At 30.3% G+C, this 21353-nt stretch carries 14 protein-coding genes; 10 read left to right on the forward strand and 4 right to left on the reverse strand.

Annotated elements, in window-relative coordinates:
* Positions 1–3 precede the first annotated feature (3 nt).
* From K7H06_RS03630 to K7H06_RS03645, 4 genes are all read left to right on the forward strand, one after another.
* Positions 4–1794, forward strand: coding sequence for a vWA domain-containing protein (locus tag K7H06_RS03630; protein WP_223038607.1), 1791 nt, complete (start codon positions 4–6; stop codon positions 1792–1794).
* Positions 1781–4528 (forward strand): VWA domain-containing protein, encoded by a 2748-nt coding sequence (locus tag K7H06_RS03635; protein ID WP_223038608.1) that lies wholly within the window; start codon positions 1781–1783, stop codon positions 4526–4528. Before K7H06_RS03630 ends, K7H06_RS03635 begins: the two co-directional genes overlap by 14 nt.
* Before the next feature lie 142 nt (positions 4529–4670).
* The gene (locus tag K7H06_RS03640) at positions 4671–7028 is read left to right on the forward strand and encodes an EAL domain-containing protein (protein WP_223038609.1); all 2358 of its coding nucleotides are present in this window, start codon (positions 4671–4673) and stop codon (positions 7026–7028) included.
* A 134-nt stretch (positions 7029–7162) separates the two neighbouring features.
* A complete protein-coding gene (locus K7H06_RS03645) occupies positions 7163–7987 on the forward strand; it encodes a carbon-nitrogen hydrolase family protein (protein WP_223038610.1) in 825 nt (274 codons plus the stop codon).
* A gap of 21 nt (positions 7988–8008) precedes the next feature.
* Here K7H06_RS03645 and K7H06_RS03650 read toward each other — a convergent pair whose 3' ends face one another.
* The 3 genes from K7H06_RS03650 to K7H06_RS03660 form a co-directional block, all read right to left on the reverse strand.
* Entirely contained in the window at positions 8009–8377 is a 369-nt protein-coding gene (locus K7H06_RS03650; protein ID WP_223038611.1) for a P-II family nitrogen regulator, read from the reverse strand.
* Between the two features lie 21 nt (positions 8378–8398).
* The gene (locus K7H06_RS03655) at positions 8399–9571 is read right to left on the reverse strand and encodes a cation:proton antiporter (protein ID WP_223038612.1); all 1173 of its coding nucleotides are present in this window, start codon (positions 9569–9571) and stop codon (positions 8399–8401) included.
* A gap of 282 nt (positions 9572–9853) precedes the next feature.
* A complete protein-coding gene (locus tag K7H06_RS03660; protein ID WP_223038613.1) occupies positions 9854–11317 on the reverse strand; it encodes a Na+/H+ antiporter NhaC family protein in 1464 nt (487 codons plus the stop codon).
* Between the two features lie 643 nt (positions 11318–11960).
* On the opposite strand from K7H06_RS03660, the gene K7H06_RS03665 reads away from it, so the two are divergent.
* The 6 genes from K7H06_RS03665 to K7H06_RS03690 all read left to right on the forward strand — a co-directional run bounded on the left by K7H06_RS03665 (position 11961) and on the right by K7H06_RS03690 (position 20867).
* A complete protein-coding gene (locus K7H06_RS03665) occupies positions 11961–14462 on the forward strand; it encodes a cache domain-containing protein (protein ID WP_223038614.1) in 2502 nt (833 codons plus the stop codon).
* A complete protein-coding gene (locus K7H06_RS03670; RefSeq protein WP_223038615.1) occupies positions 14455–15210 on the forward strand; it encodes a Na-translocating system protein MpsC family protein in 756 nt (251 codons plus the stop codon). Before K7H06_RS03665 ends, K7H06_RS03670 begins: the two co-directional genes overlap by 8 nt.
* A 218-nt stretch (positions 15211–15428) precedes the next feature.
* Entirely contained in the window at positions 15429–16004 is a 576-nt protein-coding gene (locus K7H06_RS03675; protein WP_223038616.1) for a TetR/AcrR family transcriptional regulator, read from the forward strand.
* A 235-nt stretch (positions 16005–16239) separates the two neighbouring features.
* On the forward strand, positions 16240–18318 hold the full coding sequence (locus K7H06_RS03680) for a methyl-accepting chemotaxis protein (protein WP_223038617.1): 2079 nt from the start codon (positions 16240–16242) through the stop codon (positions 18316–18318).
* Between the two features lie 148 nt (positions 18319–18466).
* Positions 18467–19576: a glycosyl hydrolase family 8 gene (locus tag K7H06_RS03685; protein WP_223038618.1), complete on the forward strand. Its 1110-nt coding sequence runs from the start codon at positions 18467–18469 to the stop codon at positions 19574–19576.
* A 25-nt stretch (positions 19577–19601) separates the two neighbouring features.
* The gene (locus K7H06_RS03690; RefSeq protein WP_223038619.1) at positions 19602–20867 is read left to right on the forward strand and encodes a glycosyltransferase family 2 protein; all 1266 of its coding nucleotides are present in this window, start codon (positions 19602–19604) and stop codon (positions 20865–20867) included.
* Between the two features lie 42 nt (positions 20868–20909).
* Here K7H06_RS03690 and K7H06_RS03695 read toward each other — a convergent pair whose 3' ends face one another.
* Positions 20910–21101: a hypothetical protein gene (locus K7H06_RS03695; protein ID WP_223038620.1), complete on the reverse strand. Its 192-nt coding sequence runs from the start codon at positions 21099–21101 to the stop codon at positions 20910–20912.
* Between the last annotated feature and the right edge of the window lie 252 nt (positions 21102–21353).

Genomic DNA, 21353 nt, shown 5'->3' on the forward strand with positions numbered 1-21353 from the left:
AGGATGAAATTTTACTCGCCCTTGTCTTTTTTTTATTTATTGGCAGGTGTACCCATTATATTGATGTATTTATTGAAAAAGCAACATGAAGAGAAAAAAATACCGAGTACTTATCTTTGGGAAAAAGCTTTAAGAGATATGGAGGCCAATAAGCCTTGGCAAAAATTAAGGAAAAATATTCTTTTATTTTTACAACTACTGATTACTTTGTGTATTGTTTTTTTTCTAAGCAATCCCTATATTTTATCAGATAAAATTGATGGAGAAAATATAATCATTATGCTAGACAAATCTGCAAGTATGCAAAGTACAGATGTGGAAAAAAGCAGATTTGATGCTGCGAAAGAGGAAATCAGAAAGCTTATAGATGGTTTAAGTCCAAATACTTATGTAACCCTTATGACTGTAGAAAATACGCCTCAAATTGTTGCAAAGACAAAGGACAAAAGATTATTAAAAAGAAAACTATCTACTATTGATGTTGGAAATGGTAATGATCATGTAGAAGAAGCCATAAAAGTAGTAAAAGCTATGATGAAAGATAAAAATCATAAAATACTTTATTATACAGATAAAGGGATAAAAGAATCCATTTCGAACATGGTAGTAAAAAATATACATGGAGATGGAAAAAATATAGCGATTGAAAATATAGCCCATCGTATGGAGGAAGATGGAATAAGCGTGTTGATAAACGTGACCAACTTTTCAGATGAAGCTTTCAAGGGAGATCTTATTCTTTATACGGATGAAACTGTTTTTGATGTAAAGACCATTGAGATAAAATCAAATGAAAAGAAAAATTATTATTTTAGAAAAATACCTAAAAAGATCAATCTTATAAAAGGAGAAATAGATATAGAGGATAGTTTTAAGCTAGATAATGAAAGGTATCATATGGTACACAGTAATCCTTCTAGTAAAGTATTATTAACGAGTAAACAAAATATATTTTTAGAAAAAGCTATTGGCATCAATAAAACTATTAACCTTTACAAAGCGAATGAAATTATGGAAGATTTATCAGGATATGATCTTTATGTTTATGATGGATTAGTTCCTAAAGTTTTACCTAAAGATGGGAATATCATCCTATTTAATCCTCCAATAGGCAATGGAATCATTAAGGTAAAAGGGAAAAGTAAGGCGGGTAGATGGAAACAAAAAAATGATCCTATATTTAATGCTGTAGATATAGATTTTAATGCTGATGAAGTAAAAAAACTAGTAGTTCCTAAATGGGCAAATCCTACATTATTTTCAGATGATGAACCTGTAATGTTTAAAGGACAAAAGGGAAATCAGAAAATCTTCGTAGTAGGGTTTGATTTACATCATACAGATTTCCCATTAAAAATAGATTTTCCTATTTTTGTACAAAATCTATTAGAGGATGCTTTAAGCTTAAATAGACAAGATCAAATAGAGGTAATAGCAGGAAATCCCATTAAGATTGATGTACTCCCTAAAAGTGAAGAAGTGATTGTGAAAAGTCCTAAAGGAGATGAGTTAAAAATAGGCCCCCCTTTCCCATTAGCACCTTTTACAGATACTAATGAAGTGGGTGTTTATACAATCAAACAAACATATGGTGGGGAGCAATTAAAAAATTATTTTGTATCTAATATAGATACAAAGAAGGAATCCGATATAGGTTTTTTTTATGAGAATAAAAATAATATAGAAGAAAAGAAAGATTCAATAAAGATAGGAAGAAATCTAAAAAATATCTTTTTATGGATGGTATTGATCTTACTTTTAGTAGAATGGGTGGTGTATCATGGTGACTATTAATTTTAATGATCCCATTTTATTGTTATTGATTCCATTTTCTTTAATCTTTCTATTCTACTTTGTTAGAAATGGGAAAATGGAAAAAAGAAGAAAAAATAGATTGTTTTTAATGAGAAGTTTAATCATTATTTTGACAATCCTTTCTTTAAGTGGACTACATATAAAATCTTATGTAGATCAAGTTACTACTATATTTGCAGTTGATTTGTCAGAAAGTACATTAAAAAATAAGGATGATTTTAAAGCTTTTATAGAAGAATCCTTAAAATATACTTCTAAGAATGACCAAGTAGGGGTATTGACTTTCGGAAAGGAAATACAAATAGAAACTTCCTTATCAGATACTATAAAAAATATAGAATTTCAAACAAATCCAGGGAAAAACTATACCAATATAGAAAATGCTTTGAAGATTTCTAGAAGTATTATTCCAGAGGAGAGTAGAAAAAGGATTGTTCTTTTGAGTGATGGCGAAGAGAATATAGGCAATAGCATGAATGAAGCCTTTTTGATGAAAGAGGAGAATATTGATTTTAAAGTGCTAAAATTGAATAAAAATATAGGGAAGGAAGTACAGCTTAGCAGTGTAGAGGTTCCAAAAATCTTGTATGAAAATCAAAGCTTTGGAATTAAAATCAATATTTGGAGCAACATAGCTACAAATGTTAAAATAAAGCTTTATTCAGGAAGAAGTCTTGTAGGAGAAAAAGAAGTGTTCGTGCAAAAAGGAGAAAATTCTTTTGTCTTTAAGGATGTAGCAAAAAGTAATGGATTTGGTTCTTATAAGGTAGTGATTGATCCTAAGCAGGATACCAATATGGAGAATAATACTTATGAGACTTATACAGAGGTACAAGGAAAGCCAAAGATTTTATTAATAGATGGAGAAAGTAATGGGGGAAGAGAACTAAGTAAAATATTAAAAAGTGCAGCACTAGATGTAAATACTATAAAAGCACAGCAAGCTCCCCAAAATATAGCTGAACTATCAAAATATAAGACAGTGATTATGTGTGATGTATCCTTAGAAAATATCCATAGTGAATTTATAAACGCCTTAAAAGCATATGTGAGAGATTATGGAGGAGGACTTTTCGTTACAGGAGGAGAAAATAGTTTTGCATTAGGAGGATATTACAAAACTCCTTTAGAAGAAATTTTACCTGTAGATATGGAAATGAAAGTAAAAGGAAAAGTACCTAATTTAGGGCTTATGCTAGTTATAGATAAATCTGGAAGTATGGAAAGTGGCCAATATGGGTTAAGTAAAATAAATATTGCCAAGGAAGCTGCAATAAAGGCTGTTCATTCATTAAAGTCAAAGGACAAAATAGGGGTGATTGCCTTTGATGGGGCTGCACAGTGGGTTGTACCATTATCTTCAGTGGATGATGAGGAGAATATAAAAAGGAGTATTGGCACCATCAGAGCAGGGGGAGGTACAAGTATTGTTCCAGCATTAGATGAAGCGTATAATGCATTAAAGGATACAGATACAAAATTGAAGCATATTATTTTATTAACAGATGGACAGGCTGAAAGATACGGCTATACAAGTTTAATAGAAGAGATGAAAAAGAAAGGGATTACCATATCTACTGTGGCAGTAGGAGAGGGTGCAGATACCTCGCTTCTTGAAGGAATTGCTAAGAGTGGTCGTGGAAGATATTACTTTGTAGATGAATTTTCAACCATTCCTCAGATTTTTACAAAAGAGACTTTTCTTGCATCAAAGTCCTATATCAATAATAGGACATTTACCCCTAAAGTTGGTATTTTTCATGATATTTTAAATCCTTTAGCAGGTAATATTCCTGATTTGGGTGGATATATTGGAAGCTGCGCAAAACCGCGAGCTCGTATCCTTCTTGTGAGTGATAAAGAAGACCCAATCCTTTCAATTTGGCAGTATGGATTAGGAAAAAGTGTTGCATGGACATCTGATGTAAATGGAAAGTGGACAAAAAACTATCTTCATTCTGATGAAGGGATTAAATTTTTTAAAAATATGGTGGAATGGACATTTTCTAAAAATGAAAACAATCGGTTGCAAGTAGATACAAATAGTACAGGAAAAAAGGGTGAAATCATAGTAAAAAATATAGGAAATTTTGAAGAAGGATATAAAGCAAAAGCAACTATTATTACACCATCCCTTGAAAAGATAGAGATGAAACTTGATCCAATAAGTCCTGGAACCTATAAGAATGAATTTGCTTCTTTAGAAAAGGGAATTTATATGATCAATGTGAATCAATATAAAGGCGATAAATTAGTGAATACTAAAAAGCAAGGAATGGTTGTAAATTATTCTAAGGAATATGATTTTGCAGATAGAAAAAATAATTTGGAAGGACTTGTATATCAAACTGGAGGAATGTTTATTGAAAGGCCAGAAGAAGTTTTTGCAAAAGATTTAGATCCTGTATATGGTTCAAAGGATTTATCTAGAATGCTTATGATCATAGCTTTGATATTATTTGTTATAGATATTGCTTTAAGAAGGTTAAATATAAGATGGAAGAGATTTAAGTTAATAGAAAATAATATTAGCAAAAAGGTAAGTAAAGTTCCTTTCAATGTAAAACCATCGAAAAATAATAGCATAAAAGATCCTATAGATGAAGATAAGAAAGAAGAGAAAAAAACAGTAAAAATAAAAGAACATGAACGTAAGGGAAAAACAATAGATACATCTAGATTGTTAAAGGCAAAAGATAAGAGAAAAAGATAATAGATGGATAACAGTAAATTAAAATAGATTTACTGTTATTTTTTGTCGAAAAAACAAAAAACACATTGTTATATATGTAACAAAAGCGTATACTATTCTAGTATTCATTAGATTTGGGAAAAAAGAGGTGAGGGATGAAAACATGAAATTTCAAAGGAGTATAAAAACGAAAATATTAATGATGGTTTTGATAGCCAGTTTAACTATTGCTTCAGTGATCATTTTTATATCAGAAAATATGTCTATAAACACTTTAAAAAACCTACTGGGGGAGCATGAAGTAAATAGTGTAGCATTATATGCTGAAATCATTGGAGGCTGGTTTGAAGAAAGAATGGATGAAATAGAAATTTATGCTAATAATCCATTTATAAGAGACATGAATTGGGAAAAGATAGAACCTTATTTACAAGAAGAGATAAAGAATAAATTAGATATTTATGATACTTTTTTTATTGCAGATAAAACTGGAAAATGTAAGGATTTATTATTAGAGAATAGTTCCAATATTAAAGAAAGAGCATATTTTAAAGAGGCCATGGAAGGAAAAACCATAGTCTCTAATCCAATAATTGCAAACTCAACAGGAAATCAAGTTGTTGTGGTAGTAGCTCCTATTAAAAGTGCAACAGGAGAAGTAATAGGTGTTATGGGGGCCGATGTAAATTTAATAAAACTAAATTATTTTATAAAAAAATTTAAAATAGAACATCTTGATTCCTATTCTTATTTGGTAACAAAAGATGGATTAAATATTACTCATCCTGATCATGAAAAGATTATGAAAAGGAATAGTCATCATGTGTTAGATGAAAAGGATATGCAAAAGAAAGGTGATTTACTAAAAATTTTAGAAGATTCAAAAGGGTATATTCATACGGAAGATGCTATTCCTAGTATATCTTACTTTCATGAAGTTCCCAATACAGATGGATGGAAAATTATTACCAAAATACCTATACAATATATTAAACAGCCTATTCGTAAAATCACTAAAATGCTGTTTTTTATAGGTGTGGTAGGGGTTGTTTTAGCAAACATTGTAGGATTTATCATGGCTAATAAAATAGCAAATCCTATTATTCAGTTAAATCAAGTTTTTAGAAAAGCAGCAAAAGGAGATTTAACAGTTCGAGCAGAAATTGATTCTCAAGATGAAATTGGAAGAGCTGCAAAAAGCTTTAATGTAATGATGGAAACCATTCGCTATATGACTTACTATGATCCATTAACAGATTTACCAAATAGAGGTTTCTTTGGCAAACAGCTAAAGTTTGCATTATCCCATGCCAAACGAAATAAAGAAAAAATAGGGGTAATGGTTATTGGTTTAGATCGATTTAAAACGATTAATGATACTTTTGGACATAATATAGGAGATCAGCTGCTGAGAGCAGTTGCTAAAGAACTGAAAAATTGTGTAGAAGAAGAGGATGTTGTTTCTCGAATAGGAGGAGGAGAATTTACTATACTTCTTCCTGAGATTTGGGAAAATAAAAATCCTGCTAAAATTGCACAAAAAATACTATTTGTAATGAATAAGCCTTGGAAAATAGATGGAAATGAATTTTACATAAGCGCTAGTATTGGAATTGCATATTTTCCTGATGATGGAGTAGATGAATTGACCCTATTAAAGAATGCAGATACAGCACTACATCGTGTTAAAGAAAAAGGAGGAAATCATTATCAATTTTATGCACCATCTATGAATGAAAATTTGATGGAGAAATTGGATATAGATAAAGACCTACATGATGTGTTAGAAAATGAAGAGCTTTTAGTATATTATCAACCTAAAGTGGATACCCATACCAGAAATATTATTGGAATGGAAGCTTTAGTAAGGTGGAAGCATCCTAAAAAGGGAATGATTTCTCCTGCCACATTTATTCCGTTAGCTGAAGAGAATGGATGTATCTTATCTATAGGAGAATGGGTACTACATACAGCTTGCAAACAGAACAAATTGTGGCAGGATGAAGGATATGAGCCTATAACAGTAGCCGTAAATATTTCTGCTCGTCAGTTTCAGCAGCCAAATTTTGTAGATCTAGTTAGAAAGGTTTTAAAAGAGACAGAATTAGATCCAAGATATTTAGAATTAGAAATCACAGAAAGTATTGCTGTTGAGGATATAGAATATACTATTGAGATATTAAATCAATTAAAAGAAATGAATATACAAATAGCAATGGACGATTTTGGAACGGGTTATTCTTCCCTTAGTTATTTGAAGAGATTTGCAATTGATCATTTAAAAATTGATCAATCCTTTGTGAAAGATATTATTTCAAATAAGAATGATCAAGCCATTGCTTCTACAATTATTGCTATGGGGAATCGTTTAAATCTTAAAGTAACTGCAGAAGGAGTAGAAACGAAGGAGCAACTCGATTTTCTGGAAAAAGAAAATTGTCAGTATATACAAGGATATTTATTTAGCAAGCCTGTACCAGCTAAAGAGTTTGAAAAGATGATAAAAGTAAAAAAAATCTAGGAAAAATAGAATCTAATCATATAGAAAAGCATGTCTGTAATTTTTAATAAGGCATGTTTTTGTTATTTTGTTTGTTATTGAATATATTTTATAATAGAAAGAGGGAAAAAATAATAGGGAGAGGAGGGTGAAAAATGGAAAGGTTAAAATTAGGAGTATGTCAAATGAAAGTCGAGGATGATTTGAATAAAAATATTCAGCATGCTGAAGAAATGATTCGTAAAGCAGCTGAAAATGGAAGTAATCTTGTTGTGCTTCCAGAGATGTTTAATTGTCCTTATGAAAACAAATATTTTCCGATATTTTCTGAAAAGTATCCTGGCAAGACGACAAATATGCTATCAGATTTAGCCAAAGAATTAGGCATATATATTGTTGGTGGTTCAATTCCTGAAAAAGATAAAGATGTTTTTTATAATACCTCTTATGTATTTGATGAGCATGGAAATATGATTGGGAAGCATAGAAAGGTTCATTTATTTGATATTGATGTTGAAGGGGGAATAAAATTTAAGGAATCTGATACCCTAGGATATGGAGAAAAAGTTACAGTAGTAGATACAAAATATTGTAAAATTGGTGTTGCCATATGCTATGATATGAGATTTCCAGAGCTGATGAGATTGATGGCTCTAGAAGGTGCACAAATTATTATTGTGCCAGCTGCTTTTAATATGACAACAGGACCTGCTCATTGGGAAATTTTATTAAGAGCTAGAGCTTTAGATAATCAAGTATATTTTATTGCTGCTTCTCCATGTAGAAATTTAGATGCATCTTATCATGCTTATGGATATTCAACCATTGTAGATCCATGGGGAAAAATAGTTAGTCAGGCAGATGAAAAGGAATGTATCCTATATGGAGAGGTTGATTTTGAAAAGATAGAAAAGATTAGAAGTGAACTTCCCTTGTTAAAGCATAGAAGGACAGATTTATATGAATTAAGCAAAAAGTAAAACTGAGGATTTTCCTCAGTTTTATTTTTTTACTTCTTCAATTTTAGACCCCGTATGTTTTGAACCATAACATTCTAATACAGGTACAACAAACATAAATCCTACACCAGGTTTGTTGATATGATCTAATTCTTCTTTAATAAGATCAATTGTTTTTCTTAATTTATCTTCTTCGCGGATAACACTAATAACAGTTTTGTTATAAGGTTTGTTTCCTTCTACAAGTTTTCGAATACTTGAAAATATTGGAACATCTATTTGGTGTTCTAATAGTACTTTTCCCATGCCGACACTATCAACGGTTGTTGCGCCGACACCAACTTTATAAAATATATTGTGAATTTGATCTATTTTTTCTATTTCATTTAATATAAGAAATAAGGCATACATCCTATTCCCCTCCTTTAAAAATTATAAATGAGCTTCTTCTGCTTTTATTATAGCATTTTTGGTAGCTAATGGGCCTACTATTTCTGTAATAATAGTTGTGGCTAAAAGAATTGTTATTACTAGGGAACCTAGTTCTGTACCAGGAAATTCTCTGTTTACAACAATTGCAAGTCCTACAGCTACCCCTACTTGAGATAATAATCCAAAACCAATATATTTTTTTACTACCTTAGGTGCATCAGAAATGATTCCTCCAACAGAAGCCCCTAATACTTTTCCTATGATTCTAAATAGTAAATAGCAAACCCCAATGATTCCTATATGAGGAAGCAAGGATATATCCAATCTTGCGCCTGCTAATGTAAAAAATGCTGCAATGATTGGTGGTGAAAAACTTTCAACACTTGAGAAGGCTCTTCTACTGTTAGAAGATATATTTGCAATAACAATCCCTAAAGCCATTGCACAAAGGAGTGGAGATAAATGAAATTTAGTAGCTACGCCAACAAGTAATATGATCATTCCTGTAATAAAGGGAAGTAGCTCTCCTTCTTTTTTAGAGATTTTTACTAGATAGGTTAAAATAACCCCAAGTACTGCACCAACTAGAATAGAGAGTACAATCTCCATAATTGGATGTACTAAAATTTTATAAAGGGTAACAGTTTCATGTTTGATGAATACTTTTGCTACAGAAGAAGCAATGGCATAAATCATAAGGCATATAGCATCATCTATGGCTACAACTCCAAGCAAAGTACTGGTCAAAGGGCCTTTCGCATTGTATTCTCTTAAAACCATGACTGTTGCTGCTGGAGCAGTAGCAGAAGATACAGCTCCTAAGATTAAAGCTGTAGATATGTTTTTTGTTAATAAATAGGTAATGGCAGTTACGAATAAAAATGCTGCTAAAGCTTCACAAGTTGCAATAATAAATATAGATTTACCTAATTTTTTAATAACGGATAGTTGAAGCTCACTTCCTATGTTAAAAGCAATGATTCCTAAAGCAAAATCACTTAAAAAAGATAATTTTTCTATCATTTCTCCATTAACAATATTAAAACCAGATGTTCCCAATAAAAGACCTGCTATGATATATCCAGCAACAGCTGGAACCTTAAATCTGTTCATGAGCTTTCCAAATAAAATACCTACAATAAGAGCAATACCTAAACTGATAAATGGATTCATAAGTTAACACCTCACTTGTTTAATTTTTAGTGCAAGCCATAATACGTAGAAGTACTATAAATTTGCGCCTAACCTATATACTATTCCTAATAATAAAATAAGTAAAATTCTATTTGAATCAAAAAAGCTTTGTATTTTGTCATATTTTCTGTTTATTTAAGTTTTTGTATGTTGTATACAGTGACACGATAGATTTCTCTATCTTTCATAAATGAAAAGCTTTTCAATGAAGAATATAAAGAGAAAATATAAAAAAGCACCCAATTTTGGGTGCTTTTTAGATTATGCATTTTTTGATGCAGTTGATTTTCCGTGTTTTTTAAGACTTACTTGTGGCTCTGCTGGTAATCCAAATAGAGGAATCATTCTATCTAAACCAGTTAATGTTAAGATCAAGATAGAAGCTACAGCAACCATAGCCATTACATTGTATTTGATAATATCCATTGCTACGAATTCATGTAGTGGATATACTGCAGAAGCAATACCTACATAGAATCCAATATATACGTGCCATGGAATAAGCTGAGAACCGAATACGCCTAGTGCATCTCCGAAAGTTGCATTTCTTAGACGAAGCTTGTACATATCTTCTTCACTAGCTTCTACATTCTCATCTGTTAAGTTTTTGATGATAGGTCCGATTGTAACGATTTGAGCCATTTCATCAGATAAAGCTGCATTTCCGATAATAGAAAGTAAACCGTTGCAGAACATAAGTTGTCTTACACTTGTAACGATACTTGAAATGAAGTTAGATAATGGAGCAAATGCTTTGATTCTGCCCATGATTCCACCAAAGGCACCAACCCACATCATCATAACGATAACCCAACCACCAGCATCGCTAAAACCTGTGTACATAAGATCTAAGAAACCATTAACATTGTCAACTGTACCTGCTACAAGTCCTAATACTAAAGATGTAATAATACCTAATCCTAAACAAGCAAGAGTTGGTAATCCCTTAATTGCTACAGCTAGTACAACCAATAAAGGAATAATCATGTAAGTAGGTACTCCTTCTTTAACTTGGTTAAGTAATGCAACTGCTGAAGGTCTAGCTTCATTTAAGTTATCCCATACTTGTTGAGGGATTTGGTTGATTGCATCTGCTGCATTTCCAGCTGTACTTGGTAATCCCATACTTAAACCGAAAATGATTACCCCAGCTACAACAAGGCAAAGAATAGACCAAACACCTTGGTGTCTAATTCTATGAATAACTTCAACCTTTTGAATACCTGAACTAACTACTGTAGTATCAGAAATAAGTCCAATATTGTCTCCGAAACATGCTCCACCTGCGATAGCAGCAGTAGTGATGTAAAGATTTCCACCAACAATATGGTTTAACCATAAAAAGATTGGTGCACATGCTGCAAATGTTCCCCATGAAGTACCTGTAGCAACAGATAAAACAGCAGTAACTATAAATCCTGTAACTGCTACTGTTTTTGCAGTCATACCAAGGCTTAGAGCTACGTTGATGATAGATGCTCCTACACCAGTAGCCATGAAAGCTTCGGCCATAGCATAAGCTGCCATTAAGATAAAGAATACTAGTTGCATTTCTTTAACGTTCTCAACAGCACAGTCAACGATTTCATTGAATTTAAGTCTTTCAGTAATAATTGCAATAAGTGCTGCGTATACAGTAGCCAAAGGTGCTGCAAGTAATGCATCAAAACCAGAAATCATAAGTCCTGCCATTACAAAAACAGGTGAAATTTTTAAAAGTCCCATTAAAAAAATCCTCCTCTAAGTTTATAATTTGATTTTTAAAGGATGCAACTACAATTTAGGTTTTCCTTGATTGCAAGGCCCCCTTCCTAAAATAAGTGTATAACGTGAAAGGTGTGTGTGATGATAAACTTTTAACAATACTAGTATAACATCTTTTGCAGGCATTCTTTGAAAATAGAGTATTTAGAATATTCCAACATAAGACAGAAATTCAATGGATATAGGTATTGAAATTACTGTATTTGGAAGAAATTGAAAGGTGAAAGGAAAAGGAAAAGGTTTGCATATGTTAACAAATCTTAATAAAACTAATTGTTTTAAAAATTAAGAATAATAAAATAACAATGACTGAGCTATGTCTTTTTCTAAAAAAGAAAGTGAGGAAAGATGCTTGTTTGAAGTATTGACTTTTCTTTATATATAGAATGTTGATTGTAAAAAAATAATATTTTTGTTTTAAGGAATATTCACAAGATAAAAAATGTTCTTTCACGAAGTTATGCTTTTTATACATAAGCGCATGAGACTTATGTCTTATATGGTATAAAGAGGAAAGAAGAATGTTTACAAATTTTTCATATATGATAGAATGATGAAAAGTACAACTTAGCGGTAGGTAGGGGCGGATAAGGAGTATATTCTTATGAAAAAAATTAGTTCCAAAATAATCTTTGTCATTATGACTTGTTCGTTTATTATTTCTCTTGGATTAGGGAGTACAAGTACATTTCAAAGTTCTAAAATTATAAAAAAAGAAATACATGATAAGTTGGTATTTATGTCTCAAAGCTATGCCAATGAATTTAGTCATATATTTAAAAGTATTGAAGGGAGAACAGAGACTTTATCTGCTACTACATTTGCCATGTTTGACATGAAAAATTTTAAAAAAGATAAAAATTATATAAAAAACTATCAGAAAACTATAGAACCAATTATAGATAAAGTGGCAAGAACTTCTGATGATATACAAGCTGTTTATTTTACTATTAACCCAGAGTTGACAGGAGAAGTATATGAAATTTGGTATGCAGATAAAGATGGTAATGGAACATTAGAAAAATTGGATCCAGACCCAGATCCAGATGATCCTTACATAGATTGGTTTTATCCAGATAACAAAGAGATGCATTGGTATTATGCGCCTATTCAAAAAGGAAGGGGCGTATGGAGTGAACCTTATGAAGAAACAGATATAAATAAAGAGATTATTTCTTATACAGAGCCAATCGTTAAAGATGGTGTTTTGATTGGTGTTGTAGGAATGGATATGGATATAGCAACTATAAAAAATACTATTGAAAATATGAAAAGTTATGATACAGGATATGCTTTTTTATTGAATGAACATTATGATCTATTAATTCATCCAAGTTTTATAAATGGGGACAATTTAAAAACCATAGAGAATGGAAATTTAAAATCTATAGTGGAAGAAATAAATCAACACCATTCGGGTGTGGTAGCCTATCAATTAAAAGGTAAAGATAAACTAATGAGTTATGCTCGTTTATCTAATGGCTGGATGTTAGTTTTTACATTATCTATAGGTAAAATATTTGAACCTATAAAAAATTTAACCTTTATTATTCTGGTATTGATGGTTTTAGGCATTATGTTATCTATTATTATTGCCATTATATTTTCAAATAGATTTTCAAATCCATTAACGTGTGCTGTTGAGCAGTTGAAATATATGGAATTAGGTGATTTTACAAAAAAAATTCCTGAAAAATTATTAAATAGAGAAGATGATTTAGGGACTTTTATAAAATCTGTTAATGCTATGCAACATGTCATAAAAGATTTAATGGAAAAAGTGAAGGATGAATCAAAACCTGCTAAAAATTCTATAAACTTTTTAGTAGATATAACGGAACAGACACAAACAGCTACTAGTCAGGTAGCAACAGCTATAGAGCAGATTGTAATAAATACAGAAAATGAAGCCCAAAATAAGAAGTTTATGGAAGAAGCATTAGAAAAGACGAATGAAAGACTCTTAGAGGCGCAAAGATTAGGACATATTGGAAATTGGGAATGGGATATAGTGAATGATAAATTTTGGTTATCAGAAGAAATGTGTCATATTATGGGCTTAAAACCAAAACCATTAGATTTTACTCTTGAAATGTTTTTAAAATCTATTCATATAGAAGATCAAGAAATCGTTCAAAAGACCATAGCAGATACTCTTAAAGGAAAGGGGTATAGTATTGAATTTAGATTGATTGATTTTAATGGACAAGAGAAATGGATTTATCATCGAGGGGATGTTATTTATGATGAGGAAAACAATCCTGCGGGCCTATTTGGAATCAGTCAGGATATTACAGAAAAAAAGAAAGCATTGAATGAACTAAAAAAGATGAACGATAACTTAAAGGAAATGGTAAAAAAAGAAGTACAGGAAAGTAGAAAAAAGGATGCAGTAATGATTTATCAAGCTAGACATGCAAGAATGGGGCAGATGATAGGCAACATAGCTCATCAATGGAAACAACCATTAAACAGCCTAAATTTAATATTATCTAATTTAAAAGATGCCTATATATATGATGAGTTCAGTAAAGAATATTTAGACAGCTCCATTTATAGATCTAAGAAAATATTAAATCAAATGTCTCAGACCATCGATGATTTTAGATGTTTTTTTAAACCAAGAAAGGCCAAAGAAAAATTTTCAATAGGAAATACTATAGAGTTTGCGTTAGAATTATTAGAAGAAAGTATCAAACGCAATCATATAGAAATAAAAATGCAATTATTAGAAGATGTGATGATTTATGGCTATTCTAATGAATTTTCTCAAGTGCTCTTTAATGTTTTAAACAATGGGAAGGATGCACTTATTGAAAGAAAAATAAAGAATAAGGAAATAAATATAAAAGTTTATTCAGAAAAAAATAGGGCCGTAGTAGAAATATCTAACAATGGTGGATGTATAGATGAGAAGATTATGAATAAGATTTTCAATCCCTATTTTACAACAAAATCAGAAGAAAAGGGTACAGGAATAGGACTTTATATGTCTAAAATGATCATTGAAGAACATATGAATGGCAGAATATGCTTTCAAAATATTAAAGAGGGTATATGCTGCAAAATGATTATTCCAAACAATGGAGTGAATAAAGATGGATAAAAAAAATATGCTCTATAACATGAAGTTATTATATGTTGAAGATGAAGAAGTAACCAGAAATGAGATGGGGCAGTTTTTGAAAAGAAGAATTGAAAAAGTATATTTAGCTGAAAATGGAGTAGAAGGATTAAAAATGTATAAAAAGCACAAACCAGATATAATCATTGCAGACTTGATTATGCCTGAGATGGGCGGAATGGAAATGATAGAACATATACGTAAAGAAAATAACGATGCGTTTATTATTGTAACTTCTGCTCTAGATGATATAGATTCTATTTTAGAAACTGTAGATATTGGGATTAATAAATACATTATTAAGCCAATCAATACAGATGAGTTGATCGATGCACTAGAGAATATGACTTTAAAAATGTTCAATACAAAAGACCATTCAGTATGGATAGAACTATCTGAAAAAAAAGAGATAGAGGATAAAATAAGAAAAGAGTTTTCTCATTTTATCAAAAAAAATACTGGAAAAGGACCTAGAAATATTTTTGTATCCATTCAAGGAAATACCATAGAGATTCAAGCCCACGAAGTACTTACACCTTTTGAACAAAGTTTATTAGATCATAAAAAGAATAATATTTTGGTAGATCAAAACAGAAAGCTTTTTTATTCTATTAAAAGGAAAAATATTGAACTATTTGTATCAAAGATCGTAAAGACGGAAGTTAAAATGAATGATACAATCGTAAATTCTTTGGTCAATATGGATAAAGTATATTTTTCCATTTTATAGCTTGATAGAATATACTATTTATGACATAATAAAATTGATATAGGTTTCACAGATAGGTTATTCCCTAAGCTGATGAAAAAATTTTAATTATAAAAATCGAATAAAGTACTGGTAGGATGGAAAGAAAACAAGTTTGTTCGCTTAAAGTAGACCAGCATAAAAAAGTATAGGCTTTTTTGTGCTGGTCTTTTTTGTAGATATTTAAGAGGAGGAAGTTTATGACATCAAAAAAAATAAAAGAAGCTGCATTTCAATTAGTTGCTCAAAAGGGGTATGAAGGAACAACACTAGCTGAGATTGCAAAAATGGTTGGCATAAAAAAGCCTTCTATTTATGCCCATTTTTCAAGTAAAGAAGAGATTTTTGTTACAGTTTTACAGGAAGAAGTAAATATTTTTTGTCATTATATTGATAGGATTCAAGTGGATGTTCAAAGTAATCATATAGAAAAAATATTTATGGAGTTATTAAAAAAAGGTATGGATTATTTTTATCAGGATCCAATGAAAAAAGGATTTTGGAGGAATATATTATTCTGTACATGTTGTATGCTAAAGGATCAAATAAAAACAAGTATGATTCCTCTTAAGGAAAAAATTCATGATACCCTTCTTCTTATTATAAAAGGAAAAGTAGATAATGGAGAGATTCAGGAACAAAATTTAGAGGATTTGGTTTATTCTTTTGAATGTGCCATGCATGGGAATTTTACAATGCTTTTGTATGATAAATTTGACTACGAAAAACTAAAAAAAAGTTGTCATATTTATTGGGGTGGAATAAGAAAAAAATAATAAGGTGAGCAGGGATGATTAAATCTCTGTTTTTTTTTATGCCTAAATCATATAATAATATTTTTCAATACATTCATTTGAGAATCTAAAATTTATGATGATCGATTTATATAGAAATAGGAATGATACAAATTAATACAAAATATGAAATATATTTACAATTTAGAAAAATATGCTATACTTAGAGTAAACCTACTTATTGGTAGGTAGGAAGATTACATCTAGGAGGGGGCATATGAAAAAGATAGGTTTAAAAATAACAATTGGGATTATAGCATGTTGTATGGCCATATCTATCTTAGTAGGAAGTGTAAGTGTTTTTGAAAGTACTAAATATATAAAAGACGAAGCAAATAATTCATTATTGTTTAGGGCGCAAAGTTATGCCAATGATTTTAGTAACAATCTAAAAGAAGTAGAAGGGCAAGTAGATGGTTTAAGTGCAAGTATGCGTGCTGTATTTGATATAGAGCAATTTAAAAATGATCCTAATTATATAAAAGAATATGAAAAATCAGTAGATGGAATCATTGGAAATTTTACAGAAAAAACTAATGCTGTAACAGCAGTTTATTTTACTTTTGATCCTCAATTAATAGGAAGAGCTTGTGAGATTTGGTATGCTAAAGAAGAAAATAAGGATTTTGAAAGGATCAATTCTGATCCAGAGGGTACATATATAGAGGATTTTTATCCTGATAATGAAGAAATGAGTTGGTTTTATGGACCAATTAAGAAGAGGACAGGAATATGGAGTGATCCTTATGTAGAAGTAGATCTTGATAATAGTACCATTGTTTCATATACAGAAGCAGTATTTAAAGATAATAACTTAATTGGGGTAGTAGGTATAGACATAAAAATTGATCATATAAAAAATATACTTGACAAATTAAAGGTATATGATACAGGATATGCTTTTTTATTAAATAAAAATTATGATGTATTAGTCCATCCTACTTTTAAAGAAGGAGAGCATTTGAAAAATCTTGAGGATGAAAGCTATCAATTTATAATAGAAGAGATGGATAAAAATCAATCAAAAATTATAGAATATAAGTTCAAAGGTAAAGATAAAATAATGAGTTATGCTCGCTTGTCTAATGATTGGGTTTTAGGGATCGCTCCACCTATAGATGAAATATTTAAACCAGTAAATAATTTGAAATTTATGATTATTATATTTGTTTTCGTGGGAATTATATTGTCAATTTTTATTGGATTATACATAGGAAAGTCTATTTCAAAACCTATTGAAGTATTAAAAGAAAATCTAGAAGACGTTAGTAATGGAGATTTGAGAAAAGATGTGAATATGAATAGGAAAGATGAATTAGGTGATTTATCTATGTCGCTGAATAAGGCAATGGAAAATACAAAAATATTGATTAAAGGAATCATTAATAACTCTAAGGAATTAAGTATATCTAGTCAAGAAATTGTTTCTACTACAGAAGAGATTTCTGCACAATCTGAAAATGCAAGTGGTACAACACAAGAAATTGCAGCTGGGATGGAAGAAAGCAGTGCGGCTATAGAACAAATTAATGCATCTATTCAAGAAATGTCAAAGGCCACAAGTCAGCTTGCTCAAGAAGCTAAAGAAGGAAATGCTATCTCAAAAGAAATAAGCAATAGAGCTAATAAAATGAAAGAACATGCTGAAATATCTAGTGAAATTACCAATCGTATGTATGAAGAAAAGCAAAAGAATATAGTAGAAGCCATTGAGAAAAGTAAGATTGTTGATGAAATAGAAAATATGTCTAATACGATTTCTCAAATTGCGCAACAAACAAATTTATTAGCTTTAAATGCAGCCATTGAAGCAGCAAGGGCAGGGGATGCAGGAAAGGGATTTGCTGTTGTTGCAGAAGAAGTAAGGACATTAGCAGAGCAGTCTACAAAAGCGGTATCTAATATTCAGTTTGTGGTTGGAGAAGTTCAGAATGCATTTAAAGATCTTTCAGAAAATGCAGGAGGGTTACTTAAATTTATTAATGAGAAAATACAACCTGATTATAAGGATTTACTTAAAGCTGGAGATCAATATATGGAAGATGCAAAGACGTTTAGCAATTTAGTTCAAGATTTTTCTGCTAGTACAGAAGATATTGTATCTTTCATGGGAGGAGTAAGTATGGCTGTAGAATCAGTAGCTAGTTCAATAGAACAAGGAGCTTCTGGTTCACAAGATATAGTTACTGGAATTGTAGAAGTAGCTCAAGCAATAGAAGAAGTAGTAAAAACAACTGAAAATCAAGCAACTTTAGCACAACAATTGGATGAGATGGTACAAAAATTTAAAGTATGATTAGAGCCACTATTCTTTAAAGGATAGTGGCTTAGCTTTTTTATAAAAAGCATAGTATATTTAAAAGGAGAGGAGGAATAATGTAAAAATATATATAATAATTTTAGGGGATAAATACTTTGAGAAAATTAAATAAGGAAGGTTTTATATGAAAAGAGTATGGATTTTATTGATTTTACTATTCATAGGCGGATATTTTATTTTTGAAAGAACACCAGAATTTAGTATTTCTGATGACCTTACTAAGGAATATAAAAAAGAATGGAAAGAAGAAACCATATGCTTAGATTTTATAAAGAATAAATTATCTTCAGAAAGTGGAGGAATCTATACTAACTATTTAGATACAAAAAAACTAGGGGTGTCTGCTAGAGGGCATGAAATTCTTTCTGAATCGGAAGGTCTTATGATGCTGTATTTTGTAAAAAAAAGAGATAAAAAATATTTTGATGTACATTTAGATTTTGTTGAAAAGAAAATGATGGAAAAACAAGGATGGATCAAATGGAGGATTCGAGAAGAAAATGAGAATATATCCAATAGTTCAGCTTCTCTAGATGATATAAGGATTGCTCGTTGTTTAGCCTATGCTCATAATCTTTGGAAGGATGAGAGATACTATAAAATACTGAAAAAAATTAGTAGAGGATTGTTAAAATATAATTTACATAAAGAGGTATTAACAAACTATTATGATTTTGAAAATCATGACACTTCAGTAGAAGTAGACCTTTCTTATATAGATTTATACACAATGCATTTACTAAGTGAAGATCATAAAAAATGGAAAATGGTTTATAAAAATGGATTGAGTATTATTGAAGCTGGATATATATCTGATCGTTTACCATTATATAAAAAATCTTTTAATATACCCTTAGAAGCATACTCAAATGATGAAAATATAAACATGATTGATAGTCTTTTAGTAGTTTTACATCTTAGTGAGATCAATAGGGTAAAAAAGCAAACTATAAAATGGATAAGGGAGCAGGTTTTTGTTAAAAAAATCATTTTTACAGGATATAATCGTAAAACTTTAAGACCTATAAGTAAGGATGAATCAACTGCTGTATATGCTATTGTTGCAAGGATTGCAAAGAATATTGGAGATGAAGATCTCTATAATGAAGCCATAAAAAAAATGCTTAAGCTTCAAATTCAAGATCAGAAGAGTTCTCTTTATGGTGCTTTTGGAAACATAGAGAATAATGAAGTTTTTTCATTTGATAATTTACAAGCACTATTGGCCTTTTAATGATAAAAAATAAAAAGTAATTTAGGTGAAGAATATGACTTTTGTGGATTACTTATTTTTATATGCATTAGTTTGTACTTGGGGGCTATTGCTTTTAAATATTATTTTAACCTTAGGGGGATACGCTTATTATCTTCATATTTCTAAAATAAATATAAACATACTTAGAAAGATAAAAAAATATCCTTTTGTATCCATATTAATCCCTGCTCATAATGAGGAGAAAGTCATTGGAAGGACATTAAAGGCGGTTTTGTCTTTAGATTATCCTATTGAAAAAATAGAAATTATTGTCATTAATGATTGTTCTACAGATGATACAGAAAAAGTTTTAAGGAAAGTGGTAGCAGAAAATCCCAATAGAAAAATAACAATTATAAATACAGACCCTTTAACAGGTGGAAAAGGGAAATCAAATGCATTAAATATTGGTTTTAAAAGATCAAAGGGGGAATTACTTGTTGTCTATGATGCAGATAATACTCCCGAAAAAGTATCTTTACGTTATTTAGTACATACGATTATGAGTACTGATGAATATGGAGCTGTCATTGGAAAATTTAGAACAAGAAATAAAGAAAGGAATATGCTCACAAGGTTTATCAATATTGAAACCTTAAGTTTTCAATGGATGGCACAGGCGGGAAGATGGAAACTTTTTAAAATAGCCACTATTCCTGGTACGAATTTTATTATTAGAAGAAGTATATTACAAGGTCTTGGAGGATGGGATGAAAGAGCAGTAGCTGAAGACACAGAAATCAGTTTTCGAATTTATCGTATGGGCTATAAAATTGCTTTTATGCCATTGGCTGTTACATGGGAACAAGAACCAGAAACTTTAAGGGTTTGGTTTAAGCAGAGAACAAGATGGGCAAATGGAAATATTTATGTCTTAATAAAATATTTTAAAAAGATATTTGAACAGAAAAATACCAGTGTTTTATTTGATTTGTATTATTTTTTTTCTGTTTACATTTTATTTTTATCGTCTATATTGATTTCTGATATTGTTTTTATTTTAGGATTATTGACAGATTATAAAATTTCTTTGGTAGGAAATTTTATAATCATTTGGATTTTGTCATATATTTTGTTTGTTTTAGAAGTGAGTATTACTTTGACCCTAGAAAAAGGAGAAAGTAATTATAAAAATATTTTATTAGTAGCTATTATGTATTTTACTTATTGTCAGCTTTGGATGGTAGTTGCTATAAGAGGAATAGCTGTTTACCTTAAAAACAGTATATTGAATCGTGAAGCAAAATGGAATAAAACAGAGAGATTCTAAATAAAAAAAGATGCAAAAATTTTGCATCTTTTTTAATGAACGCTATTCAACAAAGCTATCATAATAAGTTTTACAATCTGCGTGGAAATGGGTACAAGAATTTTCTACTGTTTCCATATGATACATATGAGCCAATTCTTTTATAAAATCTTCAGGAACAACACCAGAATGATTAATTAATTCTACAACTTGTTGCTTTGCTGCTTCAGGACTTAAAATAGCATTTTTATTCATGAACAACACCCCTTTGATTTATTTAAATGAAAAATTATGATCTTCTCACTATATATATATATGATACGGGAGATAAAATGTATCGTTTTTACAACAATAGTATAGCACAATAATAAAAATAAATCAATAAATGCTATACAAAATGAAAAATAGTTGGAATAAAAAAATATCCCTACTATCACGCCCAAAAGGTAACGCTAGTAGGGTATTTATTAATCTACCATCACGCCCAAAAGGTAACGCTAGTAGGTT

The sequence above is a fragment of the Crassaminicella profunda genome (genome assembly GCF_019884785.1).
GTDB lineage: Bacteria > Bacillota > Clostridia > Peptostreptococcales > Thermotaleaceae > Crassaminicella > Crassaminicella profunda.